The sequence below is a fragment of the Flavobacterium sp. T50_26 genome, from assembly GCF_057652995.1.
In genome coordinates, this window is the sequence record NZ_JBYFCC010000020.1 from 44,583 (window position 1) to 70,866 (window position 26,284).

The window sequence follows — 26,284 nt, forward strand, 5'->3', positions numbered from 1 at the left end:
TTGCAACTAAGTAAAGTTGGCGATTTAGAAGCACTTCACTGTCAACCAAACTCAAACTTTGATAGATTCATAAAGCTTGATTTAACCACTGAACCGCCATTCTTGGGTAGGTGCTGTTAGCTGTTCGTACATTTTTATTTATTTGTCGATTCAAAGTTTCTTTATTTTATAAATCCTTCTTTCTTCAATTCTTCTATTTCGTCTTTTGCTTGGTGGTGTCCTTTTTTTTCAGCCATTTTGAGGTATTTAATAGCAAGATTTCGTTCTTCAATTGAGCAACTGTCTAAACTAAGTGTTGTTCCTTTTCTTTGAGTTGATTTTAATGTTTGAAAATAAACATCAAAATATGCCTGAGTATAGTCGTATTTATCTGCCATTACTTTTGCAAACTTGAAAAATTCTCCGTGTCCATAGTCTAAGTAGGCAATCTCCAATTCAGAATAAGCATTTGTATCACCTTTTTCAAGAACAAGGTATTCTAATTCGCTCATTGGTCTACTTGGTTCGTTCATAGATTTCACGCTGTCTTGATTTTCTTTGTTGTTACAAGAACAAACAAGTAATAGTAAAAGGCTAACAATAATAAATTTTATTTCTCCGAGTTGTTTCATATTCTATTCCAGTTTTGTATTGCAGCTAACTTGTTAATATGTCTATCAATCCTCAGTTTTATTTCCTCAAATTTAATAAATAATTCGTACTGATCATCAAAACCACTTATTCAATGATTTTTTGTTTTAAAGCATAATCCCATAGCCCCGATTGAAATGGAAAGCCTTGTGCAGCCGAAGCTTATTTTTTCTTGCTGACCCAAAGCGACCAACGGAAGCTCTTGGGGCGGCTTAGAAAAAACAGCAATGGCAAACAAGCTTGGAATGAAAAGCGGGATTAGCTTCTAAAAAATTACTTAAACGGAAAAAACAGCGGTATCACAAAGACAGCTACGATCCAAATGATGATGTTGAGGGGCAAACCGACTTTGATGTAATCTTTAAAAGTGTAATTTCCGGGAGAATAGACCATCGTATTAGTTGGGTTGCAAATGGGCGTCATAAACGTATAGGCACACGCAAACATAATGGCAATAAGGAACGGTTGATAGTTCACTTCCATACTGATTGCAAACTGAATCGCGATGGGTGCCATTAAGGCGGCGGCGGCTTTTCCGGAGAGGATGTTGGTAGCAATGAGTGTGACTAAATAGACGAACGCTAATGTAATGTGTAAATCAAAATTACCGAGATTAGTGGCTAAAAAGGCGGCTATGATTTTGGAAGTGCCTGTTTTTTCTAAAGCGGTTCCCATACTTAACACACCGGCAATCATAAAAATTACTTTCCAATCGATGGTGTCGTAGGCTTCTTGGGGTTTCAAGACATTGAGCACCACAAGCGATAAACAACCGACCATTCCGGCAACGACAATCGAGGTAATTCCCATCGCAGCGGCTGTAATTACGCCGACTAAAATGAGTACGCTAATAATCGCTTTGCGTTTATCCAATTTTTGACTTGCAATTTCTTGGAGCGGAAAAAGCATTTTGTGCTTAATCATCTCGCTAAAGGATTCGGCAGAGGAATCAACAACCAAAACGTTTCCTTCGCTTAATTTAAAGTTGCCTAAATTTGAAAACCTATTTTTCTTTAAATTTCTCACAGCTAAAACATTGGCACTGTATCTTTCTCTGAATTTAATGTCATTTAACGTTTTTCCTGCTAGTTTGGAACCAAAAGGAATGATTGCTTCGTATAGCTGATTTCCTTTATCATTTTTTTCAATAACATCGCTAAAGAGCGGTTTGTCATCTTCTAACGTGTAATTGTTATCGTGTCGGATGTCGTTGAGTTCATTAAAATGAATGACGATTTTCAGATGGTCATTGGCTTTTAATTTCCATCGTTCTTCAAGTTTGTTTTTTCGGTTGTTGAGGTTATTTACTTCAATGATTTCGACGTTGTATTTTTGCCTGAGAATGCTCTCGGAGATGGTTTTGCCGATGTCGGCACTGTCTTCATTAATGATAATTTCGGTAATGAATTGGTTGGATTCTTTTTGCATATCTTCCACCAAACTATTTCTTTTGGGTAATAAAAAAGGAGCGACAAACAACAAATAAACAAATCCGACGGAAGTGATTATCAAGGCCGGAAGTGCAAAACTAAACATCTCAAAACCTGGTAAACCATTGTCTTCTGCATAGCCACTCACGACTAGATTGGCACTCGTTCCAATGATGGTTGTGGCTCCGCCCATTGCCGCTGCAAAAGAAACAGGTAATAATAATTTTGATGCACTAATGTTGCTTTTGCTACTCACTTGAAGCACAATCGGAATCATAATTGCCACGACTGCTGAGTCATTGATAAAAGCCGAAAACGCGGCAGTAACTAAACAAAACACAACAAGTGTTAACGCATAGTTTTTCTTACCGATTTTGACTAGAATGTCCCGAAATCCCTTGAGTAAGCCCGAATTTAGGACGGCGTAGCTCATCACCATCATACAAGCTATCGTGATGGGAGCACTGTTGGTAAAGCCCGAAAGACCTTCTTTGTAATCCAATATCCCGGTAACGATGAACAGGGTCATAATGATAATGGATGACGTATCGATGGTGAAATATTCTTTGACGAACAGAAATATACCAATCAGAATGATGATTAGTGTGATGTATATGGAAATGTATTCGGATGAAAACATAGGCAAAGGATGATTTTACTTGTATTTTCAAATGTAGGAAATAAAGTTGATTGTTTGGGGAATGAAATTTTTGATATCTTTTTATATGAAAAGACTAAAAAACGCCAACGTTGACGTCTTGGACGTCAAAGATGGCGTTCTTGATGTCAACGTTGACGTTGCTGATGCCAACGTTGGCGTCAGCGACGTCAAATTTGGCATCGACCGACGTATATTTTGGCGTCATTGATGCCAACGATGGCGTCTTGGACGTCAAATTTGACGTCGTTCACGTCAACGTTGGCGTATTGTGCTTGTTTTTATGAATAAAAAGGGGAAAGGATTGATTTTGGGAGCGGGGCTTTACTTATGCTTTCGAATATTGGAAAGTATGTTGTTTTTTTTGGAGGTAAGATGAAGATAAAAGTTGTAGGTTTTTGTTTTTAATTCAAGCGGCTTTCTGAAAAAGTATCTTCTTTAAAGTTTATCGATTTAGTAAATGTGAAAAACTTCGGTTTTTATTTCCTCAAAATCTTCTCCATTGTTCTGCCTTTTGCCAATTCGTCAACTAGTTTGTCGAGGTAGCGAATTTGTTGCATGAGTTTTTCTTCAATATCTTCCACGCGGTAGCCACAGATTACGCCTGTTATTTTAGAGGCATTGGGGTTTATTTGTGGAGCTTGAGCAAAAAAGGTTTCAAAATCTGTTTTTTGATTCAAGTGGTTTTGAAAAGTTTCTGCGTTGTAACCGGTGAGCCAGAAAATAATTTCATCAACTTCGGCTTTGGTACGGCCTTTTTTTTCTGCTTTGGCAATGTAGTGCGGATAGACACTTGCAAAAGACATTTTATAGATTCTTGTGTTGTTCATATCGTTTTGTTCGGATAGATTGTTTTGTAAAAATAATACTTTTACAGAAAACGGAGTAAAGTATAATAAAAAAGCCCCAAAGAGTAGTTAACTTTTTGGGGCATTTTTAAAATAATTGAGTCTTCGATTTATTTATCGTTTTATAAACTTGATAGGTTTAAAATTATCGATGGCAATAAAATAAACGCCATTAGCCAAATCAGCTACTTTGATGCCTTGCTCTACAACCAATGATCCGTGTAATACAACTTTTCCGGTCATGTCTGTAACGTTATAATTATTTGCAGCACTTTCATCTTTTAAACGAACAAAAAGTGTTTCTGCCACCGGATTTGGATAAATTTGAACGTTAACAATGTCTGGATTGATTAGGCTCAATGTTTCTTCTAAATGATATTTAGCCATTACTTGATCATAATCTATGCTAACATCGTCATATATTATACCGCTAACTACTAATTTTCCGTCTGAGGTTGGTGATGCAGAAATTACTTGTGCATTTTGACCAAAATCGGTAATAACAACACCGGAATCTCCAAAAGAGGAGTCGGTTTCTCCGTTTCCGGAATAGCGAGTTAAGGCAAATTTTCCAATTTCATCGGTAAATGTTGTACCAATTAACGTGATTTTTTGGTTGGTTGGATTGTAATGAATTTGGGCTGATTTATCAACACCAGTGACATACGTATTTACATATCCACCAGACCCAAAGTTAGTATCTGCCGTTCCGTTACTGTTTAAACGATAGAGAATAAAATTGTCGTATGCAGATTCAAACGTACTAAGAATTTTTCCGTCATTTTGAACTTTGATATCACCATTCATATTGAAATCAACAGCTTTTTCGGTAAAATATTTACCGTTTCCGTTGAAAGTTGGATCTAATAAACCAACTGAATTGAATTTTAAAACAACCGCTTGAAGATCGTCACCAAAATTTTCATTGGTAAAACCAACCGCAACAATTTTACCATCGTTTAGCACTTCAATTGAAGAAATCATTTCATCAACGCCATCTATACCAACTTGACTAATTCCGTTGTCTCCAAAACCACTATCTAATGTTCCATTTGGGTTTAATCGAACTAATAAATAATTTTGAATTGCGTTAACACTGTTTCCGCCACCTAAAACAATTTTATTATCTGTTTGAATTTTAATCGATTTTAAAATAGGATTAAACGTTAAGAAATCTTCCGGCAAATAGGTTATCCCTTGATTGCCAAAAGTTGGATCTAAAGCACCTGCTGGCGTAATTTTGAGAATAATACCACTTTCAAATGTTGTATTGCCACTTATAATAATGTTATTGGCATTATCAACAGCCAATCCACTAAATTCTGTAAGATAAAAACCTAGACCAATTTTTCCATTTGAACCAAAAGTGGTGTCTAATGATCCATTTTCATTAAATCGTTGTAAACCCGAAAAATAAAAGTTGTTGACAAATATTTTGGTAAGAACCACAACCTTATTGTCTGATTGCACCACTGATTTTATTACTTCTTCGTAGGTTGGAAAAGGCACGCTAAGTTGCTTTTTTCCGCTTGTGCCAAAAGTAGAATCAAAAGAAAGCGGATTTAAATTGAACTTTGCAAAGGCGATGTTATTGTCAATTACAGAAGTTTCAGCGTTTCCTGATATGATTAATTTGTTATCTGCTATAGATATGCAAGCGGCTGTATCATTCAAACCATTAAACGGGAACGAAACACCCCAACTTGTTCCGCTGAAAGAGGTATCAAGCTCTCCTGTTGATGTATAACGAGCCAATAGCATGTTTTCTTTACTGGTATTAAAGTTATAATACGTATCCATTTGGATGATTTTTCCATCCGACTGAAGAGCTATTTTTCCGGGACGGTTAAGGCTTACGTCAACAGTTGCTGATTGAAAACCATCACCACTGAATGAAGTATCAAAAGTTCCGTTAGTGTTAAATCTAGCCATGAACAAAGCGGTTGCATTAGCATAATATTTTCCGCTAAGTAAAATTTTTCCATCCGACTGTAATTGCATATCAGTTACTCTTGAAGATGTTGAATTTGTTATAGAAAAAGATCTTCTTCCGTTTGAATTGAATGTAGTATCTGCTGTTCCATTAGAATTATAACGAGCAATAAAGAGTAAAGAAACTGAGCCGTTAAAGTTATAACCACTCACAATTATTTTATTATCCGATTGAATACTTAGTGCGACAGGATAATCTGTGGCTCCAAAATTATCTGTAACGTTTAACGAATTGTCTAAAATTCCATTTGCATTTAATCGGAACAATTTATAATAATTTACATCACTAATTTTTATTGTTGTCAAGGCAACAATTTTGTTGTCCGATTGAATTTCCAAATCTACAACGGGATTTGGTGAGGAGTTTGAATTATTTGAATTGGTGTTATAATATGTTCCGTCATACGCAAAACCGGTATCCAATGTTCCGTTGGCCATATATCGGGCAACTGCAATGTCATTAAGATATGAGCTACCAACCAAGATTTTTCCGTCTGCTTGTAACTTTACTACATTAATTCCGTTGATAAATGGATGAACGGCTTTTCCATCTGTTCCAAACGAAACATCAATGTCACCATTTGCCAAAAGTCGCATGACAAAACCTCTTGGTTCCATGTCGTTATTAATTTCACCCACTACAATTGTTTTTCCATCAGGAAGAACTACATGGCTTTTAACATTAAAACTTGCATTCCATAGATTTGATTTAACAACACCATCTGATCCAAAATTGGTATCTAATTCTCCGGCTTGTTGAGCAATGCTTGTAAAGAAACTTAAAAAAGCTACTACTAAAAAGTAATTTTTATTCATCAATTTTGGTTTTAAAAATTTTTCAAAAATAGTGTTTTCAATTTTAAATTAACAAGTTGTTGAAAAGTTTTACTTACTTTTTTCAACACTATTTTTCTGAAAAATACATAGTTATAAAATGAATTTTCTAATTTAGAAATAGGGAAGGAGTTGCAAAGTAGATAAAGGAATTGTGTGCTAATTGCTGCTGTATTATTCTTTTATAATTTTTGTGTTAATAATTCCTTTTTCTGTATAAAGTTTTAGAATATAGTTTCCGGTTTTTAGTTCGCTTAAATCAATTTTATTTTCAGAAACTGAATTTGAACTTACTATTCTTCCTGCAATATCGTAAACTTCAACTTTTGTTATATTGTGCTCTGTTTTGAAGTTTAAAATATCTTTTATTGGATTTGGGTAAGTTAAAATATCATTAATAATATCATTTTCTTGTAAACCTAATATATTTTGAATTGTTGTAGTATAATTATCTGTAACTATAGGAAAATTGTAATCAAAATAAATATTTGCTGAATTACTAAAAGTATTACCAATTACTAAATTTGGTTTTGTTTTGATTTTAAAAGATACATAACCATCATTACTAGCATCATCAAATGGTAAATTTATATTTTGAAAAATAAATTCTACTTTGTTTATGCTTGATATTCTTGTTTCAAAGTCATGACTTCCGTTAATTGGAATTAAGGTATTTATGTCAAATTTATTTATGTTGATCATATCTTTAACAACAATATTTTGAGCATTTGCCGTTCCATTGTTTTCGAAGCGAATTAAATAATGAACATATTCACCAACCATACTTGGTGTAATTGTTGTTCCTTCTAAACAAGTTTTGTCATTAGGGTCATAAGAGTTTACAACGGTTTGATTTATCGTTGCAATGTTGTCAATAGGTGTTTCATCTGTTTCACCATTTATTGTAGCCGTGAAGTTTAAAATATCTCCACTATTTAAAGCAGGTGTTTCAGTCGGTGAATTTAAGTTAAAAACAATATCAATTTCTCTGCTTTCAAATGGCATTAGATTTGTAAAATTCCAAGTCATATTTCCTGCTACTTGATCTGAAAAAGAAGGATTACTTGAAACAAAATCTAAAACGTTATCGTCAAAATCTAAGTTGACTGAACCAGATTGAGTTGTTGTTCCTTTGTTTTTATAAATTAATTTATAATCGGCATCAAAACCAGGTCTTGCTTGATTTATTGGAAGTAAAATTACTTCTAAATCATTGTGATTACCATTTGCAGTAATACAAAAATCTTGATTGTATGGACTAGTGAATATAGGAAAATTAGCTGAGGCTGTAGCTGGGGTAGCATTATAATAAGTAGGATTATTAAGTATTGGAGTTAAAGTGAAAGAACCAGTACCAACTGGAATAGAATAATTACCTGAAGAATTTGGAATTAATATATTTGAAGTTATTCCATCAGTAAAACTGATTTTAAAATTTGGATAAATAGGATCTGATAAAGAACATCCGTCATTTGTTAGATCCAATCTATTTGTTCCATTAATTATATAGTAGCTACCTCCAGGTGTAAATGAACAATAAGTATTTACTTCAGAATTTGGATATGAACTTTGAATGGAAGCTATTTCAAATTCATCACAACAAATATATTGCACGTTTTGTGTTAATCCTCCAATATTTTCATTGATTCCATTTTTCAGCAAAATACCTTCTATTGTTGGGTTATTAGATAGATAAATACCATTTATAGTTGTACATTGGTTAAAATCTAAAAAGGTTAATAAATTATCAGATAGATAAGCATAATCTAAACTAGTACAACCTTCAAAAGTCACATTATTTAATTGATTATTTTGTGCCTCAAGACTCTGTAAACTTTGCAATCCATTCAAATTTAAATTTGTTATTTGATTATGATCGCATTTTATAGTATTTATATTGGAAAGTGCTTGTAGGTTTATAGAAAGTAGATTGTTATAACTACAATTTACATAAGTTAGATTCTGTAAGCCATTAATATTTAGAGAGGTAAGAATATTATTTGAGCAACTTACAGAGTTTAATTGCGGTAAATGACTAAAATCTAATGATGTAAATTGATTATAATCAAAATTAATATTTATTATGCTTGGACAATTTACAATACTATAATTACTAACGCCACAATATCTAATCAATAATTCTTCTAAATATATCAATGAATCAAAGTTTACATTTGTTATTGATTTATTATCTATTAATATCTTTCTCAGATTTAAAAAACTATTTATTCCTTCAAGGTTAACAGTATTATTATTCCCAATAGTATTTGGGGTCATATGTATTTCATAAACTAATAATGCTTCTGACAGTTGAATTTCCCCATCAGAATTAGTGTCAACAGTCATATTGCTACCATTTATGTTTTTTTGCAATGGAATTCCATTGCCAAGTTGACCCTAATAAAGCATTCTTAAAATTCACATCAGGTATATTTACAATTTGTGCATTACAAAATGTTGTAAAAGAAATTAAAATTAAGAATATTTTTGCTTTCATTTATTGTTGTTTGACAATCATTAAAATTATTTTCACAAATTTAATAAATATACTTTATCAAACTGACTTTTTATTTGTTGACTGCTTTTTAATTGCTATGTCATAAACAATGTAAATATCTTGATAGCACTCACCTGCGTTAGGGATAGTAGTGGAGCTCTTTTTTTGGTTGTTTTTTTAAACAACCAAAAAAAAGCGGGAACGGATAGCCCGACCCGTAGCTTGCGGAGGGTAACGCCCCAAAAAAACATAAAAAAAACCGCCAATTAGCGGTTTTCACTATAGTTTTAATACAAACTCGGAAATTCTTTCGGGTTTACTTCATGCATCATGGCATATACTTTTTCAAAAATATCTTCCGCGGAAGGTTTACTGAAGTAATCGCCATCTGTGCCATAAGCCGGACGATGAGGTTGAGCTGCTAAGGTTTGCGGTTTACTATCTAAATAATCGTAGCCGTTTTGCACATCCAACACTTGTTGCAGAATAAAGGCAGAAGCTCCTCCGGGAACGTCTTCATCTACTACCAAAAGACGGTTGGTTTGGGCTAAACTTTTCTTAATGTCGTGGTTAATATCAAATGGTAAAAGTGACTGGATATCAATAATTTCACAATCAATTCCAACTTCTAACAATTCTTTTGCTGCTTGCTCTACCAAACGTAATGTTGAACCATAGGAAACGATAGTGATATCGGTTCCTTTTTTGATGGTTTCTACCACGCCAATTGGAGTTTTAAACGTTCCTAAATTGGTTGGCATTTTTTCTTTTAAACGGTAGCCATTTAAACATTCAACAATAAGAGCCGGTTCATCGGTTTCTAACAGCGTGTTATAAAATCCTGCTGCTTTGGTCATGTTTCTTGGTACCAACACGTGAATGCCACGAACGGCATTGATGATCATTCCCATGGGTGAACCGGAGTGCCAAACGCCTTCCAAACGGTGTCCGCGAGTACGAATAATCAACGGTGCTTTTTGACGGCCTTTGGTGCGGTATTGTAAGGTTGCTAAATCATCGCTCATGATTTGAATAGCATACAGTAGATAATCTAAATATTGAATTTCGGCAATAGGGCGAAGGCCTCGCATCGCCATTCCGATTCCTTGGCCTAATATGGTTGCTTCACGAATTCCGGCATCGGCTACTCGCATTTCGCCAAATTTTTCTTGCATGCCTTCTAAACCTTGATTTACGTCGCCAATGTTTCCGGAATCTTCTCCAAAAATCAAGACTTCAGGATGTTTGCTGAAAATAGCATCAAAGTTATCTCTAAGTACCAAACGAGCATCTACTTCTTCAGCAGTTGCGTCGTAGGTTGGTAAAACTTCTTTGACTGATGTGACTTGATGAGCTGATTCTGAAAACAAATGTGAACTGAATTTTGGTTGAATTTTTGCGATGTAGTTTTTAATCCACGTTGCTAATTGTGGTTGACTTTTTTCACCTACAATCATACGAAGAACTTTTCGGGCTGTGGTAATTATATCTTTGCGAATCGGTTCTTTAATCTCTTTTAAATCATTGGCGAATTTTTGTATAAAAACGCGGTTCACACTCGTTGAAGCAATGCTTTCCAACAAAGCAACTAATTCGTTTTGTTCTTTTTTGAAAGGTTCCACAAAAGCAGTCCAAGCTGCTTTTTTGCCTTCTAAAACCTCTTTTTTGGTTACGTTGTCAATTTCTTCAATTTCTTCGGCAGTGGCAATGTTGTTTGCAATCATCCACAAACGCATTTGAGCTAAACAATCAAATTCGGCTTCCCAAGCTAATCGTTCTGCATTTTTGTAACGTTCGTGACTTCCGGATGTAGAGTGACCTTGTGGTTGCGTTAATTCGCTTACGTGAATTAAAACCGGAACGTGTTCTTCGCGAGCAATTTGAGCGGCACGTTGATAGGTTCCTACCAAGGCGGCATAATCCCACCCTAACACATTCATGATTTCGTAACCTTTATTGTCTTCGTCTCGTTGAAAACCTTTTAGGATTTCGGAGATATTTTCTTTTGTAGTTTGGTAACGAGCATGCACGGAAATTCCGTATTCGTCATCCCAAACGCTCATGACCATTGGCACTTGCAGAACTCCGGCGGCGTTAATAGTTTCAAAAAACAAACCTTCTGAAGTACTTGCATTTCCAATAGTTCCCCAAGCAATTTCGTTTCCGTTATCGGAGAATTTATTTTTTTTTGGTAAAACCGATACGTTTCTATAAATCTTAGAAGCTTGAGCCAATCCTAACAAACGCGGCATTTGTCCGGCAGTAGGAGAGATGTCGGCACTTGAATTTTTTTGTTTGGTTAAATCATTCCAGTTTCCGTTTTCGTCAAGCGAATGTGTAGCAAAGTGACCGCCCATTTGACGACCGGCACTCATTGGATCGTGTTCCAAATCGGTATGACCATATAATCCTGCAAAAAACTGTTGAATGTTTAGGTGACCAATTGCCATCATAAACGTTTGATCACGGTAATAACCTGAACGGAAATCACCATTTTTAAACGCTTTTGCCATGGCTAATTGCGGTACTTCTTTTCCATCACCAAAAATACCAAATTTGGCTTTTCCGGTCAGCACTTCACGTCGCCCTAAAAGGGAACATTCTCTGCTGGTAGTTGCAATTTTATAGTCGTTTAAAACTTCTGTTCGGAAATCTTCAAACGTCATGGCTTGTTTGGTTTCTGGTGCTGTCATAGTTCAAAAAAATTCTTGTAATGAACAAATTTAAGTAAAAACTTGGAAAAACAATACATTCTGTATAAAAATAAATTTATACTATTGATAAAAAAAATGTTGATATGAGATATATGTTTGTGTTTTTAATTGAAAAATATTCATATTAATGAATAAAATGTAATTTATTAAAGATTTTTCAATCAATTAAAACCATTTTCGAGTAAATAAACTGACTAACACATTCGGACTTAAAGTTACCATAAATCGGATACGTTCACCATAGTTTTTATTATCAACTTCCCAACCGTTTGAGGAGTAAATTGGGAAATAAAGTTCAAAATAATCGGTAACTAAATTTAATCGAATTCCGCTATCATAGACAAATTTGGCGGATTCGTTTTCGTTTTTTAAAGCACCTATGTCGCCATATACTTCAATCCAGTTCCAAATATTAACACTTGTATTAAAAGTTGTAATCCATTGATTGGCGAATGGTGTATCGAGTTGAGATTTAAAAGCACCTTCGGCCACAATGTACTGTTGACTGAACAGTCCGGATGTTTCAGAGCGTCCATACAAACCGTAATCAAACATATAGTCAGTTGGTCTGTTGAGAGCAAAACTAAAGAAATCGGAATCTGTTTTTCTATACAAAAATGTTCCTGCATAAAAACGAAGGTTAATTTGTCTATTGCTTTCAAATAACTTTCTATATTCTAATTCTACCACAGCTTTTCCGAAGGAATTGGCTATTTGAAGATCAGATTTAAATCCGAAATGATTTTTTACTTCGGTTTTAACGTTGTAGTACCGCATATTAAAAATGGAGTAATTTTCATTTTCTTCTTCCAATGCAACAAACGGAGATTCTTCTCTTTCTATAATGATTTGTCGCAACATCAATGATTCTTTTCGATTATCGCGGTAATTATCCGGACGTTTAAAGAATTGAATTGTTGGATTAAAACGGATATAACTTGCATCTTGTGCATAATCGAAAAATTGACCTGAAAATCCGTATCGAATGAGATAGATATTGCTGTGTCGTCTGTACTGATTTCCGGTAACTCTAAAATTTCCAATCATTTTTTGAGTTAACGTGGAGTAGGCCGGATTGACATCAAAAATGATAGGTTTGTCTAAAAATGTTTTGTTGTGAAATCGCATTCCGGGCATCAAGCCGTTATACAGATTGTATTCTAAGGTTGGCACATATAAAATTTGGTTGTGATAAGGATCTTCCAAATCTTTCAGGAAATTGAACTTTATAGGACGGTCGTTGAACGAATAATTTTTGAGTGATTTCCAGTTATTTCGCAAATTATATTCCGGAACTTCGTTTTCATAATTTAGTACAATTCGGTCGGCATCGTTTTGACTCATCGTAATTGTTGTGTCTTTTTTAATGTTTTCAAGCCATTCTTTAAATACGATTTCGCCCTTTTTTAATCCATAAATTGGAATGGGAACAACTACTCCGGTTTTATTACGAACGGTAAATGTGATACTATCGTTTGCTTTAGAAACATCAGTAAATTTATAGTCAACAATTTCTCTGGAATTTATAATTGTATCAAAAAACCAATCGATGTTGTTTGGACAATTTTGCCGGAGTATATTTTCAAAATCTTTTTCAGAAGTTTGTTGATTTCGGTTCAATTCAAAAAACGAAAGAATGCTTTTTGAAGCCAAATTGTTTCCGCAGTAATCGTCAAGGTATTTTAAACTAAGTCCAGCTCTGTATTTTCCTGCAATTTGTTCGTTGAATTTGAGTAACGTATTTTTAGGATTTCCGATGGGTTGATCTAAATTCTTTCTTGCCATCAGCATATAATAATAACTGTATTGCTCGTTGAAATCCAGATTAAATAAGTTAAATCCTTTGAGAATTTTGAGTTTAGAAATGTTCCCCATCATTTTCATGTCGGGGTAATTTTCATCGATATATTTCATCATGATGTGCACTTGGATGGCATCATAAATCCAATTGTCTTCGCGAGCGTTAAGCTTTAAATTATTCTTTAAATATTTGTTTACGTAGGTTTTTAGAAACTTAATTTCATATAGAAAAGTATCAGGATACGGACTGATAAAAGCCGGAAGTTGATTTAATCCATAAAAAGGATTTCTTTCATAATCAGCTTGCGAGACTAGTATGGTAGAATTGTTAGCTGAACCAATATTTTCATCAGTAAATTTTACAATTTTATCAATAATCACCGCTTTTTGAATGTCATCTAATCGATTTTCTTTTAGGTTTGAATATACATCAGCAATTGAATTTTTATATCTGTTGAAAGAGATTGTTTCTTCGGTATAAATACTGAAATCTGTTCTATTTTTTCCTTCTAAAGTATAAATTGTGTGTTTTGCCTGCTTTTCGGACGATAAAACTGTTAGATCTGTAAATAGTTTTTGACTTTGTGGTGTTTTGAAAGTAACTGTATAATCCGAAGGAGCATTTGTAATATCATCTACATTGTAATTACTGTTCATGCAAAAAGCATTATTTTCGAATCTTGCAGGAGTCAAAAACCAGTTTTTTAGGTTAAATCCACCTTGGTTAGTATAACCATATTTAGTGAATTTATTGCTTGGAATTTTAACACGATAGATAAGGTTGAATTTAACTTTTTGATTTGGGGCTAATTTTTCATTTAGTGTTACTTCTATCAAATCCGGATGTCTTTCTGGTCGGCACCAATTTAAAAATGATTTATTTTCATCAATAATAGTTAAGTCGGATGTGTTTCCTCTTTCATACGGTTTAGCCAAATGAAAACTACGCACAAATTCATCGGAAAAGCGTTTAGCAAGCGGTGTGTTTTTATCTGAAAAGGCATTATTCCAGTCATTCAAAATAATTTTGCTAAGACTGTCTGTTCCTGTGTTTTGAAAAATGATTTCCTGTTGAACGGTGAGTGACTTTTGTTCGGCAAGCAATTCAACATAAAGTGAATTACTGTTTTGAGCAAATAAACACTTACCTATCAACAAAGTGGAAAGGCAAAAGATGATTTTAATAATAGAATTCAACTGCAATTTTTTAGGTTGAAAGATATTAAATTATTCGTATTAAAATGTTATTAAAATGTTTAAGTTGTTAAAAAAAACACCTCTTCAGCTTAAATTCAGTAATTTTGTAAAAAACTAAATACCCATGACAAAAAGATTACATCTTTGGGTCTGCCTTCTATTGCCATTTTGTTTTTATTCTCAAGTGGTAATTAATGAAGTAGATTCCGATACTCCAGGACTTGACGTTCTTGAAATTATAGAATTAAAATCTGAAACTCCTTATTTCTCACTTGATGGTTACATATTAGTTCTTTTTAATGGTGGATCCGGCACAGGAACTTTAAGTTATAATACAATAAATCTTGATGGTTTAATTACTGATGGAAACGGAATTGTGCTTTTAGGAAATTCGCAGGTTAATCCATCTCCATCCAGACTTTTTCCTCAAAATACTGTACAGAACGGTCCCGATGCTATAGCCATTTATCAAGATGTTATTGATACATTTCCAATCGATACACCAGCAACAACAACCAATTTGATTGATGCATTAATTTATGGAAATAATGCAACACAAGCCACAGCACTTCAAACAGCATTAAATGTATTCGTGCAGACGAATGAAAATGCAAATGGTTTAGCGGCTTCTCAATCGATACAAAGAAAAAATGATGGTACGTATGAAGTAAAAGCTCCTACACCAAGAACAAATAATGATGGAAGCGGAATAATTTATAATGGAATTGAAGTGATAACTTCTACATCTTTACTAAACGAAGGTGAAAGCCTAACAATTTCTTTTGAAACAGATACACCGGTTGCAGAAACTCTAAATTTTACTTTAAATTTAAACAACGGAACATTTACAACTGCCGATTTTACAGGAAATCTTTCTTTAACAATTCCGATGGGAAGTTCATCTGCATCAACACAAATTCAAATTATAAATGATGGAATTAATGATGGTGACGAGGAGATGTCGATAGTCGTTCAATCATTACCTGAAGGATATATTACATTAAATAATAGTGTAATAGTTCGTGTGTTGGATGTTAATTTTCAAGAATCTGATTGGGGAACACCACTTACTCCAACTTTTGGAAATGTAAACAGTACAGCTCCAGCAGGTTATTATGATTCGTTGGAAGGACTTTCTGGAGCAGCATTAAAGCAAGCAGTTCAAGATATTATTGCAAATCCGAATGTTGTTCGTGCTCATTCGTATGGCGATGTCGTAGAAATTTTAAATAATGCCGATCAAAATCCTGCAAATAATAATCAGGTTTGGTTGATGTATGTAGAACGTCCGCAAACAAAAATTGATTATCAAACAGGAGCAAGTATTGTTGGTTTTTGGAATCGTGAACATATTTGGCCTCAATCAAGAGGTGGTTTTTCCGGTGGAACTTCTTCTTTTCCAGACGGAATTGATATCTGGCTTCCAACTAATGCAAATGACATTTTAACCGGTCATTCTGATGCTCATCACATTAGAGCAGAAGACGGACAGGAAAATAGCTCAAGAGGAAACCGAGATTATGGGCTGAATGATTATAACGGACCTTCAGGAAATACCGGTACTTGGAAAGGAGACGTTGCTCGCTCTCTGTTTTATATGGCTGTTCGCTACAATGGTTTGAATTTAGTGAATGGAAATCCGGCTGACAATACTTCAAATCAAATGGGTGATTTGGCCTCTTTGTTAACTTGGAATGAAGCTGATCCATCGGATGATTTTGAAATGAACAGAAATAATTATATTTATACATGGCAAATGAACCGAAATCCGTTTATCGATTATCCACAATTAGCCAATTATATTTTTGGAGAAAATTTTGGAGATCAATGGTTTGCACCGTTAAGTTTAGAGGATAATAATTTTAGTGATGTAAAAGTGTATCCAATTCCTGCAAAAGATGAAATAAACATTAGCGGAATTGATAATGAAGCGAATGTGACTATTTTTTCATTGGAAGGAATTCAAGTTTATCAAAATAAAATCAATGGATTTACTCAATTAAATTTGAATTTAGCTTCAGGAATGTATTTGATGAACATCGAAACTGATAATCAAAAATTGACTAAGAAAATAATTATAAAATAATTTTTTAAAAAAAGTTGGGTGTAATTTAGTTACTAATTACACCCAACAAATAAAATTATTTTTTATAAACTTTCAATGCTTCTTTTAGTATTCTTACCGATTTAATCAAATCTTCTTTCTTTAAAACATACGCTATTCTCACTTCATCCAACCCAACATTTGGAGATGAATAAAATCCTGCAGCAGGAGCAACCATAACAGTTTCACCATTAAAATCATAGGATTCTAATAACCATTGTGCAAAATCATCTGCATTTTTAACCGGTAGTTTGGCAATACAATAAAAAGCTCCTTTTGGAGTAGCTACTTTTACTCCTTCAATTTGATTTAATTCGGCAATTAAAACATCTCTTCTTTCTTTATATTCAGTAATTACTTCGTCAAAATAACTTTGCGGAGTTTCCAAAGCGGCTTCACTTGCAATTTGTGCAAAAGTTGGCGGACTCAATCTGGCTTGAGCAAATTTCATTGCTGCACCCATTACTTCTTTATTTTTAGAAACAATACAACCAATTCGTGCTCCACACATACTGTATCGTTTAGAAACAGAATCAATCATAATCGCATGTTGTTCAATTCCAGGAACATTCATTACAGAAAAATGTTCGTCACCATCATATATAAATTCACGGTAAACTTCGTCTGCAATTAAAAACAAATCATGCTTTTTTACTAATTCAGCTAATTGAAATATTTCTTCTTTAGAATATAAATATCCGGTTGGATTTCCGGGATTACAAATCAAAATTGCTTTTGTTTTTGAAGTAATTAATTTTTCAAAATCGGCAATAGGAGGTAAGGCAAAACCTTCATCAATTGTTGAAATTACAGGTACAACTTTTACACCAGAAGCTGTGGAAAAACCATTATAATTGGCATAAAATGGTTCAGGAATAATGATTTCATCATCGGTATCCATCGTGCTTCCCATTGCAAACAATAACGCTTCTGAACCACCTGTTGTAATGATGATATCTTCACTATTAATTGGTAAATTATGTTTTTGATAATAGTCTGCTAATTTTCTGCGGTAACTTTCAAATCCTGCAGAATGACTATATTCTAGTACTTTTATATCAAGGTTTTTAATAGAATTCATGGCTACTTCCGGTGTTTTTATATCGGGTTGGCCAATGTTTAAATGATAAACTTTTGTACCTCTTTTTTTAGCAATTTCAGAATAGGGAACCAATTTTCTGATAGGTGATTCCGGCATTTGCTGTCCTTTTTTGGAAATCTTAGGCATAGTGATTGTGTTTTGAGATGCAAATTTGCAATTTTTTTTATTCAGACCCAATCCTTTTTAAGGATATATTTATTGGAATTGGTTTTTATGAGCAAAATTTGTATTTTTATTAAAATATTGCACATGAAATTCATTTTTGTTCTTCTTTCAGTTTTTTTAATTTCTATGTCAGTGCATAGTCAGGAGGGATTTCAATATTATTCTAAAAAAGATCAAATTGCAATTCCGTTTAAACTAATCAATAATTTAATTTTTATTCCTTTAGAAGTAAATGGAGTTGATTTAACTTTTTTGCTAGATACCGGTGTAGAAGAAACAATATTATTTAGCTTGGAAGATAAAGAAGAATTGAAATTTAATAATGTTGAAAAAATAAAATTGAGAGGTTTGGGAAGTTCAAATTTTATTGAAGGATTAAAATCGTCAACAAATAAAGTGGTTTTTAAAGATGTTATCGTCGATCAAAAGCATGACATTTATATTATTCTTGACGAAGAATTTAATTTTTCCAGCAGTGTAGGAATTCCTGTTAATGGAATTATTGGTTATCAATTCTTTAGAAATTTTAAAGTAGAAATCAATTATATAACGCACAAAATTTTTATACACAATCCTTCAAAAGAAATTAAGCATAAAAAAATTAGTAAATTCCATGAATTTCCTATTACTTTTTACAACAATAAGCCCTATTTAAGTTCGGCCTTTACTTTAGATTCTCAAAAAGTAAATGGAAAAATGCTTTTAGATTTAGGAAATAGTGATGCTTTTTGGTTTTTTGCAAACAAAATTAAAGATTATGATTTCCCAAAGAAAACGTTTGATGATTTTTTAGGAAGAGGTTTTAATGGTGATATTTTTGGAAAAAGAACAAAATTAGATTCATTTCAATTTGAAGCATTTAATTTTAAAAACCCGAATGTTGCTATTCCAGATTCAACTTCTTTGCAAAATATAAAATGGGCTGAGAACAGAATTGGTTCGATTGGAGGAGATATTTTTAAACGATTTTATCTAATTTTTGATTATAAAAACAACAAAATTTATTTAAAAAAGAACAAAAATTATAAACAACCATTTGAATATAATATGAGTGGTATTGAAATTAATCATGCCGGTTTGCAGTGGATTCAAGAGGAAGTGAGTTTAAATAAAATAGTAACCACCAAAAGCAATACATCATACGAAAGTCCTACCAGTAGTCAAGACAGATTTAAATATAAATTTGTTCTAAAACCGGTTTATGTTATTGCTCATATTCGAAAAGATTCTCCGGCAGAACTTTGCGGACTAAAAAAAGGAGATATCATTATAACCATAAATGGAAATGGAGTTGATAGGTATTCACTTCAAGAAGTTAATGCTTTACTTAAATCTGAAGATGGGAAAAAAATTAATTTTGAAATTGATCGTGGTAACAGGCGAATCAAATTTACTTTCTATTTGAAAAGTATCTTGTAAAAAAAATCCCTTCTTTCAAAGGGATTAATTTTATTGCATCGGACCAACTTTTTTCTTTTCCATTACATTAACTTCTTGGCGTTCTAAAACTTCTCCTTTGATTTTAAGGTGAACTTTTCCGCCTTCAGCATTCACGGCATTAGTTTCTACCGTAATACTTTTTCTAATCGGACCGGTTGCCATGTTGTATTTTACCTCAATTTTATCTGACTTACCGGGCATAATTGGTTCTTTTGGTTTAGATGGAACCGTGCAACCGCAAGTAGATTGAACATTTGTTATAAGTAATGGGGCATCACCGGTGTTGGTAAATTCAAATACGCGAACACCATTATCGTTGTCTTTATAAACTTTTCCGTAGTCTATCGTGTTGTCTTTGGCCTTAAATTCAATTTTTGGACCTTTTTGAGCAAAAGCAGTCAAGCTAATAAAGCTAAATACAGCAAAAAATAAAATTCTTTTCATGGTTATGTGTTTTTGGGTTGTGTAAAAATAATCACTTTTATTCAAACTACAAATACTAATTTCTTTTTTAATACTTCTATCTAAATCGTTACTTTTGCATCTTAATACAAAAACCAGACCAAATTAGAACTTTGTCTGAAATAGATAATTTTCAATTTATAACCATATAATTTATATTTATGTCAATTCCTGCACAATTTGATGCCAAGCAAGCCGAACAAAAGTGGTATGATTACTGGATGAAAAACAATTATTTTCATTCAAAGCCAGACCACAGAACTCCTTATACAATAGTAATTCCTCCACCAAACGTGACAGGGGTTTTGCATATGGGACACATGTTGAATAATACAATTCAAGATGTTCTAATTCGTCGTGCACGTTTAAAAGGATTCAATGCGTGTTGGGTACCGGGAACAGACCATGCTTCCATTGCAACTGAAGCAAAAGTTGTAGCCAAATTAAAATCAGAAGGAATTAATAAATCCGATTTAACGCGTGAAGAATTCCTAAAACACGCTTACGATTGGACAGATAAATATGGAGGAACCATTCTCGAACAACTAAAACAATTAGGTTGTTCGTGCGATTGGGACAGAACTAAATTCACTATGGATGAAGATATGTCAGCTTCTGTAATCAAATCGTTCGTTGATTTATACAACAAAGGTATGATTTATAGAGGTTACAGAATGGTGAACTGGGATCCGGAAGCAAAAACTACTTTGTCTGATGAAGAAGTTATTCACGAAGAACGTCAAGGAAATTTATACTACATCAATTATAAAGTTGAAGGCACTAACGATGTTTTAACCATTGCCACAACGCGTCCCGAAACTATTTTTGGTGATACTGCTATTTGTATCAATCCAAATGATGAACGATTTTTTCATTTGAAAGGCAAAAAAGCAATTATTCCAATTTGCAATAGAGTTATTCCAATTATTGAAGATGAATATGTTGATGTAGAATTTGGAACGGGTTGCTTAAAAGTAACTCCAGCTCACGATGTAAACGATAAAGTATTAGGCGACAAACATAATCTTGAAATCATTGATATTTTTAATGAAGATGCTTCTTTGAACAGTTTCGGATTACATTATCAAGGAAAAGACAGATTTGTGGTTCGTGAAGAAATTTCAAAAGAACTAGAATCTATTGGAGCTTTGGTTAAAACCGAAATTCACATTAATAAAGTTGGAACTTCTGAAAGAACAAAAGCAGTTATCGAACCAAGATTATCAGATCAATGGTTTTTGAAAATGGAAGAATTGGTTAAACCTGCCATCAAAGCCGTTTTAGAAACAGAAGAAGTAAAATTATATCCAAGTAAATTCAACAATACTTACCGTCATTGGATGGAAAATATTCGTGATTGGAATATTTCTCGTCAATTATGGTGGGGACAACAAATTCCGGCCTATTTTTATGGAGATGGGAAAGAAGATTTTGTTGTTGCAGAAAACATTGAAGAAGCTTTAGTTTTGGCTAAAGTTAAAACTGGCAACCCGCAACTCGAAACCCGCAACCTTAAACAAGATGCCGATGCACTCGACACTTGGTTCTCTTCTTGGTTATGGCCAATGGCTGTTTTTGGAGGGATTTTAGATCCTGAAAATGAAGATTTTAAATATTATTATCCAACAAATGATTTAGTTACCGGTCCGGATATTTTATTCTTTTGGGTGGCTCGTATGATTATTGCGGGTTATGAATACACGGGTAAAAAGCCATTTAACAATGTGTATTTAACTGGTTTAGTTCGTGATAAACAGCGTCGCAAGATGTCAAAATCGTTAGGGAATTCTCCTGATCCATTAGATTTAATTGAAAAATTTGGTGCCGATGGCGTTCGTGTTGGATTATTGTTGAGTGCTTCTGCCGGAAACGACATCATGTTTGACGAAGAATTGTGTAACAACGGAAAAGCTTTCGCTAATAAAATTTGGAATGCATTCCGTTTAATCAAAGGTTGGGAAGTAGCCGATATTGCTCAACCCGAAGCTTCTAAAATTGCGATTGATTGGTACGAAGCTAAACTGCAACAAACCCTTGCTGAAATTGAAGATAATTTTGAAAAGTACAGATTATCCGATGCGTTAATGGGGATTTATAAGTTAGTTTGGGATGATTTCTGTTCATGGTTTTTGGAAATTATCAAACCGGCTTACCAACAACCAATTGACAAAGCAACTTTTGATAAAGCGATTGAATTGTTAGAAGCGAATTTGAAATTATTACATCCGTTTATGCCTTTCTTAACCGAAGAAATTTGGCAATACATTGCAGATAGAACTCCGGAACAAGCGTTGATAATTTCAGAATGGCCAACAATGCAAAACACAAATGCTGATTTAATTGCAGAATTTGATTTTGTTATTGAAGTTATTGCCGGTATTCGAACCATTCGTAAACAAAAAAATATTGCAAATAAAGATAGTATCGATTTAAAAATAATCAATAACGAAAAAAATGCCACTACTTTTGATGCTGTAATTAGTAAACTAGGAAATATTGAAAACCTAGAATATGTTACAGAAACAGTAAATGGAGCATTGACTTATCGAGTAAAATCAAACGAATATTTTATTCCAATTGCCGGAAATATTGATGTTGCAGCTGAAATTGAAAAATTGGAAGAAGAATTAAAATACATTCAAGGTTTTTTGAAATCAGTTCAAGTGAAGCTTTCAAATGAAAAATTTGTAGCCAATGCAAAACCTGAAATTATTGCAAACGAACGAAACAAAGAAGCCGATGCGTTGGCAAAAATTGCCACCATCGAACAAAGTTTAGCGAGTTTAAAATAAATCAAACACAAAAATCCCGATTTAATTCGGGATTTTTTTTTGAATATAAAATTTCTTATTTCTTTTTGTTTTTTTCGTTCATCATTAACATAACGGCTCCAATTAGTCCAAAGATGACTAACAAGAAAACGCCAATCATGATGAAGGCACCGTTATCCCAAGAGTATAAAGCAAAAGTTTGTTTAATCATTTTGTCAGGTTTTAAGTTAAGTCAAAATTAAAAACCTAACAGCAGATTTTTTATGATAATTATCAGTTATAAAAATTTTGCTTTTAATTCAGGAGTCGGAATCATGCATTCCTCTTTTTTGCCATACCATTTGTATCGATTTTTGGCAACATAATCATATACAAAATTGCCAAAGCTTCCAGTAAACGATAAGTAACCAATAATTTTATGCCAAGTATCCAATTCTTTAGCAATTCGCATCGCTGCTTCAGCTTTATGAAAATAAGCTAAGCCGGGTTCATAAAGCACAATGCTATCAACTTTTGTTGCATCAACACCAATATGTTTCAGAATTTTTTGACCTAAATCAGATTGCAAAGCAACAAATCGAAAAATGTCTTTTTTATCATGTTTAATAATAAATTGAACCGAAGAATCACATAAATTGCAAACTCCGTCAAACAAAATTATTTTTTTATCGAGTGGTAATCCTTCCATTTTTTCTATTTTTTTGCTTCTACTAATTCAAGTGCATCTAAACTCACCTTTGAAGTGAAAACACCATAATTAACGGTTGCTTTGTTTTTTTCAACTGCATCTAAAGTTCCAACTGCTTTTCCGTCTATCATGCGAACTCGGTCTCCAATTTTTAAAATGGGTTTTGGTTTTTCAGATTCTATTTTTAAAGCTTTTGCTTTCTTTTCTTTTTTTACCACTCTAATTTCATCAATTTTTGTGGTAACTTCCTGAATTATTTGTTTTTGAATTACTTCCTTTTCTTTAATTTCCTTAACGGTTGCTTTTTTTCGTTTGGAATTTTCAATTTCAACAATTTTTAAAAATTCACCAATCAATACTTTTTTATCTTTATTATTGAAATATTTATTCGAAAGATCATCAATTTTTTGTCCGATATAAATCAAACGCTGGTTTGCATCATACAATTCCTGATAACGTTCTAATTTATCTTGAATTTTAGCATTGATGGTTTCCATCTTTTTACCTTCTTCTCTGGCTTTCGTTTCTTCTTCTTTTAGATTAATCGACGTTTTTTCTAACTTAGAACGTTCTTTTTGTAACGTAGCAATGGTTTTATCAAAACGAACTTTTCCGCCTTCAATTTTTTTCTTAGCTCGATTAATCAATCCATACGGAATGCCATTTTTCTGAGCTACTTCAAACGTAAATGAGCTTCCGGCTTGACCTAGTATCAATTTATACATGGGTTCTAACGATTTTTCGTCAAACAGCATGTTGGCATTGGAGGCAAAAGGTAATTCGTTGGCTAGTATTTTTAAATTGGAATAATGTGTTGTAATAATTCCAAAAGCTTCTCGATGATAAAATTCTTCTAAAAAAGTTTCGGCCAAAGCACCACCTAATTCAGGATCGGAACCCGTTCCGAATTCATCAATCAGGAATAATGTTTTATCATTACATTTCTTTAAAAAATAGTTCATGTTTTTGAGTCGGTAACTGTATGTACTCAAATGATTTTCAATGGATTGATTATCACCAATATCGGTTAAAATTCTATCAAATAAAAATGTTTCACTTCTTTCATGAACCGGAATTAGCATACCGCTTTGCAACATCAACTGCAATAAACCAACTGTTTTTAAGGAAATGGTTTTTCCACCGGCATTTGGTCCGGAAATCACAATAATTCTACTTTCGTTATTTAATTCAATAGTTTGCGGATAGGTAACTTCGTTCTTGCTTTTATTATTTAAGTATAAAATAGGGTGGTAGGCATCTCTGAAAAAGACTCTTTTTTCTTCTATAATAGTTGGTAAAACAGCATTGATTTTCAACGCATATTTTGCTTTTCCGGCAATCACATCAATATCACTCAAAAATTCCTGATACTGACTCAAAAGTTCTTTGAAAGGACGAATATCGTTGGTTAATTTTTTTAAAATTCTAGTAATTTCTTCGCGTTCTTCGTATTCCAAATTACTCAATTCGCGTGAGTAACGTAAAGTAGCTTCGGGTTCAATATAAGCAATGCTTCCGGTTTTGGAACTTCCTAAAATAGAACCTTTTACTTTTCTTCGATACATGGCTAAAACAGCCAAAACACGACGATTTTCTACAAAACTTTCTTTAATTTCGTCTAAATAGCCCAAACCATTATATTGACTTAAAGCCAATCCGAAACTTTGGTTTACTTTGCCACGAACAGAACTCATTTCTCTTCGAATATTGATTAAATCCGGCGAAGCATTATCTTTAATTTCACCATATTTATCAACTACTTCATCAATTTTTTGTACAATGAATTTGGTAAATTCAATTGACAATGATTTTTCATGTAAAGTTGGATAGTAGTCGGCGAACTTTTTCAAAAACAGCAACATCGTATTAGATGTTTCAGATAATTGAGCAATTTTTCTGAAACTGCCAACTTCTAAGTAACTATCTTCGATACCAATAAATTTAATTTCGGTACTGATGTTATCAAAACCATGATTTGGCAAAGCATTATTGTTTGAAAAAGACGAAAGATATTCTGATGTTTGCAAAAGCGAATCCATTAGGAGATTTTTATCTCTAAACGGAACAATTTCCAAAGCCTTCTGCTTGCCCAGTTCGGTATTACATCGATCTGAAATAGTTTGCAAAATGGTAGAAAATTCTAAATCTTTTAGGGTTTTATCGGTGATTGAAATCATTTAGTTGTATAGCAATTTTAGGCAAATTTAGCGATAATTTTTCTTTGTTTGGTTTGGATTGTATCAAAGTGGGAACTATATTTATCATTGTTTAAAAAAAATATTATGCACACTGAAATTCATCACACTTGGAAAACGGTTTTAGAAGAAGAATTTTTAAAGCCTTATTATAAAGATTTAACTCATTTTGTTGAAAATGAATTCAATAAGCATGTTTGTTATCCAAAAAAAGATGAAATTTTTGCCGCTTTTAATCATTGTTCATTTGAAAAGATTAAGGTTGTAATCATCGGTCAAGATCCCTATCACGGACCAAATCAAGCGAATGGATTGTGTTTTTCAGTGAATGATGGCATTCCATTTCCACCTTCTTTACAAAACATTTTTAAAGAATTAGAAAAGGATTTACAAATTTCATATCCCAAATCCGGCAATTTAGAAAGATGGGCAGATCAAGGTGTTTTGTTGCTCAATGCTACTTTAACGGTAAGACAATCGGAAGCGGGAAGTCATCAAAATAAAGGATGGGAAACTTTCACGGATGCAGTGATTCAACAAATTTCTAACCAAAAAGAAAACGTTATTTTTCTTCTTTGGGGCGGATTTGCAAAAAAGAAAGGAGCCAAAATTCACAGAAAGAAACATATTGTTTTAGAAACCGGTCATCCATCGCCATTGAGTGCCAATCGTGGACTTTGGTTTGGAAATAATCATTTTAGTAAAACCAATCAACATTTAAAACTGATGGGAAAAGAAGAGATTGTTTGGTAGTATT

Annotated in this window: 16 protein-coding genes; 4 read left to right on the forward strand and 12 right to left on the reverse strand. The window is 33.2% G+C overall.

The window, feature by feature from the left end; all coding sequences use genetic code 11:
- Positions 1 to 161 precede the first annotated feature (161 nt).
- The 7 genes from AC23MC_RS12360 to AC23MC_RS12390 form a co-directional block, all read right to left on the reverse strand.
- Complete coding sequence (locus AC23MC_RS12360; protein ID WP_487568662.1) at positions 162 to 611, reverse strand: hypothetical protein; 450 nt, start codon at positions 609 to 611, stop codon at positions 162 to 164.
- Positions 612 to 903: 292 nt separating this feature from the next.
- Entirely contained in the window at positions 904 to 2,700 is a 1,797-nt protein-coding gene (locus AC23MC_RS12365; RefSeq protein WP_487568663.1) for an SLC13 family permease, read from the reverse strand.
- 497 nt (positions 2,701 to 3,197) lie between these two features.
- Positions 3,198 to 3,548, reverse strand: a complete 351-nt coding sequence (locus AC23MC_RS12370; RefSeq protein WP_487568664.1) for a DUF2200 domain-containing protein — start codon at positions 3,546 to 3,548, stop codon at positions 3,198 to 3,200.
- Positions 3,549 to 3,680: 132 nt separating this feature from the next.
- Positions 3,681 to 6,374 (reverse strand): T9SS type A sorting domain-containing protein, encoded by a 2,694-nt coding sequence (locus tag AC23MC_RS12375; RefSeq protein ID WP_487568665.1) that lies wholly within the window; start codon positions 6,372 to 6,374, stop codon positions 3,681 to 3,683.
- 192 nt (positions 6,375 to 6,566) lie between these two features.
- Positions 6,567 to 8,738: a DUF7619 domain-containing protein gene (locus tag AC23MC_RS12380; RefSeq protein ID WP_487568666.1), complete on the reverse strand. Its 2,172-nt coding sequence runs from the start codon at positions 8,736 to 8,738 to the stop codon at positions 6,567 to 6,569.
- Between the two features lie 438 nt (positions 8,739 to 9,176).
- Complete coding sequence (locus AC23MC_RS12385) at positions 9,177 to 11,582, reverse strand: alpha-ketoacid dehydrogenase subunit alpha/beta (RefSeq protein ID WP_487568667.1); 2,406 nt, start codon at positions 11,580 to 11,582, stop codon at positions 9,177 to 9,179.
- Positions 11,583 to 11,768: 186 nt separating this feature from the next.
- The gene (locus AC23MC_RS12390; RefSeq protein WP_487568668.1) at positions 11,769 to 14,600 is read right to left on the reverse strand and encodes an aminopeptidase; all 2,832 of its coding nucleotides are present in this window, start codon (positions 14,598 to 14,600) and stop codon (positions 11,769 to 11,771) included.
- 124 nt (positions 14,601 to 14,724) lie between these two features.
- Between AC23MC_RS12390 and AC23MC_RS12395 the strand changes: the two genes are divergently transcribed.
- Positions 14,725 to 16,686, forward strand: a complete 1,962-nt coding sequence (locus AC23MC_RS12395; RefSeq protein ID WP_487568669.1) for an endonuclease — start codon at positions 14,725 to 14,727, stop codon at positions 16,684 to 16,686.
- 55 nt (positions 16,687 to 16,741) lie between these two features.
- Here the strand turns inward: AC23MC_RS12395 and AC23MC_RS12400 are convergent, their stop codons facing one another.
- Positions 16,742 to 17,932, reverse strand: coding sequence for a pyridoxal phosphate-dependent aminotransferase (locus tag AC23MC_RS12400; RefSeq protein WP_487568670.1), 1,191 nt, complete (start codon positions 17,930 to 17,932; stop codon positions 16,742 to 16,744).
- 123 nt (positions 17,933 to 18,055) lie between these two features.
- On the opposite strand from AC23MC_RS12400, the gene AC23MC_RS12405 reads away from it, so the two are divergent.
- On the forward strand, positions 18,056 to 19,390 hold the full coding sequence (locus AC23MC_RS12405; RefSeq protein ID WP_487568671.1) for a retropepsin-like aspartic protease: 1,335 nt from the start codon (positions 18,056 to 18,058) through the stop codon (positions 19,388 to 19,390).
- A gap of 30 nt (positions 19,391 to 19,420) precedes the next feature.
- Here the strand turns inward: AC23MC_RS12405 and AC23MC_RS12410 are convergent, their stop codons facing one another.
- Positions 19,421 to 19,855 (reverse strand): DUF1573 domain-containing protein, encoded by a 435-nt coding sequence (locus AC23MC_RS12410; protein WP_487568672.1) that lies wholly within the window; start codon positions 19,853 to 19,855, stop codon positions 19,421 to 19,423.
- A 179-nt stretch (positions 19,856 to 20,034) separates the two neighbouring features.
- On the opposite strand from AC23MC_RS12410, the gene AC23MC_RS12415 reads away from it, so the two are divergent.
- Entirely contained in the window at positions 20,035 to 22,665 is a 2,631-nt protein-coding gene (locus tag AC23MC_RS12415) for a valine--tRNA ligase (RefSeq protein WP_487568673.1), read from the forward strand.
- A 55-nt stretch (positions 22,666 to 22,720) separates the two neighbouring features.
- On the opposite strand, the gene AC23MC_RS12420 is transcribed toward AC23MC_RS12415, so the two are convergent.
- The 3 genes from AC23MC_RS12420 to AC23MC_RS12430 form a co-directional block, all read right to left on the reverse strand.
- The gene (locus AC23MC_RS12420) at positions 22,721 to 22,855 is read right to left on the reverse strand and encodes a hypothetical protein (protein ID WP_256466602.1); all 135 of its coding nucleotides are present in this window, start codon (positions 22,853 to 22,855) and stop codon (positions 22,721 to 22,723) included.
- 66 nt (positions 22,856 to 22,921) lie between these two features.
- Positions 22,922 to 23,332: a thiol-disulfide oxidoreductase DCC family protein gene (locus AC23MC_RS12425; RefSeq protein ID WP_487568674.1), complete on the reverse strand. Its 411-nt coding sequence runs from the start codon at positions 23,330 to 23,332 to the stop codon at positions 22,922 to 22,924.
- A 5-nt stretch (positions 23,333 to 23,337) separates the two neighbouring features.
- Positions 23,338 to 25,509 carry an endonuclease MutS2 gene (locus AC23MC_RS12430; RefSeq protein ID WP_487568675.1) on the reverse strand — a complete coding sequence of 724 codons (2,172 nt, stop codon included), beginning with the start codon at positions 25,507 to 25,509 and terminating at the stop codon, positions 23,338 to 23,340.
- A 105-nt stretch (positions 25,510 to 25,614) separates the two neighbouring features.
- Between AC23MC_RS12430 and AC23MC_RS12435 the strand changes: the two genes are divergently transcribed.
- Positions 25,615 to 26,280, forward strand: a complete 666-nt coding sequence (locus tag AC23MC_RS12435) for a uracil-DNA glycosylase (RefSeq protein ID WP_487568676.1) — start codon at positions 25,615 to 25,617, stop codon at positions 26,278 to 26,280.
- Positions 26,281 to 26,284: the final 4 nt, after the last annotated feature.

Coding starts and splice junctions, on each gene's coding strand:
- AC23MC_RS12385 (WP_487568667.1), bottom strand. CDS start 11,582: ATGACAGCACCAGAAACCAAACAAGCCATGACGTTTGAAGATTTCCGA.
- AC23MC_RS12400 (WP_487568670.1), bottom strand. CDS start 17,932: ATGCCTAAGATTTCCAAAAAAGGACAGCAAATGCCGGAATCACCTATC.
- AC23MC_RS12375 (WP_487568665.1), bottom strand. CDS start 6,374: ATGAATAAAAATTACTTTTTAGTAGTAGCTTTTTTAAGTTTCTTTACA.
- AC23MC_RS12395 (WP_487568669.1), top strand. CDS start 14,725: ATGACAAAAAGATTACATCTTTGGGTCTGCCTTCTATTGCCATTTTGT.
- AC23MC_RS12370 (WP_487568664.1), bottom strand. CDS start 3,548: ATGAACAACACAAGAATCTATAAAATGTCTTTTGCAAGTGTCTATCCG.
- AC23MC_RS12420 (WP_256466602.1), bottom strand. CDS start 22,855: ATGATTAAACAAACTTTTGCTTTATACTCTTGGGATAACGGTGCCTTC.
- AC23MC_RS12410 (WP_487568672.1), bottom strand. CDS start 19,855: ATGAAAAGAATTTTATTTTTTGCTGTATTTAGCTTTATTAGCTTGACT.
- AC23MC_RS12360 (WP_487568662.1), bottom strand. CDS start 611: ATGAAACAACTCGGAGAAATAAAATTTATTATTGTTAGCCTTTTACTA.
- AC23MC_RS12430 (WP_487568675.1), bottom strand. CDS start 25,509: ATGATTTCAATCACCGATAAAACCCTAAAAGATTTAGAATTTTCTACC.
- AC23MC_RS12365 (WP_487568663.1), bottom strand. CDS start 2,700: ATGTTTTCATCCGAATACATTTCCATATACATCACACTAATCATCATT.
- AC23MC_RS12415 (WP_487568673.1), top strand. CDS start 20,035: ATGTCAATTCCTGCACAATTTGATGCCAAGCAAGCCGAACAAAAGTGG.
- AC23MC_RS12425 (WP_487568674.1), bottom strand. CDS start 23,332: ATGGAAGGATTACCACTCGATAAAAAAATAATTTTGTTTGACGGAGTT.
- AC23MC_RS12405 (WP_487568671.1), top strand. CDS start 18,056: ATGAAATTCATTTTTGTTCTTCTTTCAGTTTTTTTAATTTCTATGTCA.
- AC23MC_RS12380 (WP_487568666.1), bottom strand. CDS start 8,738: ATGACTGTTGACACTAATTCTGATGGGGAAATTCAACTGTCAGAAGCA.
- AC23MC_RS12435 (WP_487568676.1), top strand. CDS start 25,615: ATGCACACTGAAATTCATCACACTTGGAAAACGGTTTTAGAAGAAGAA.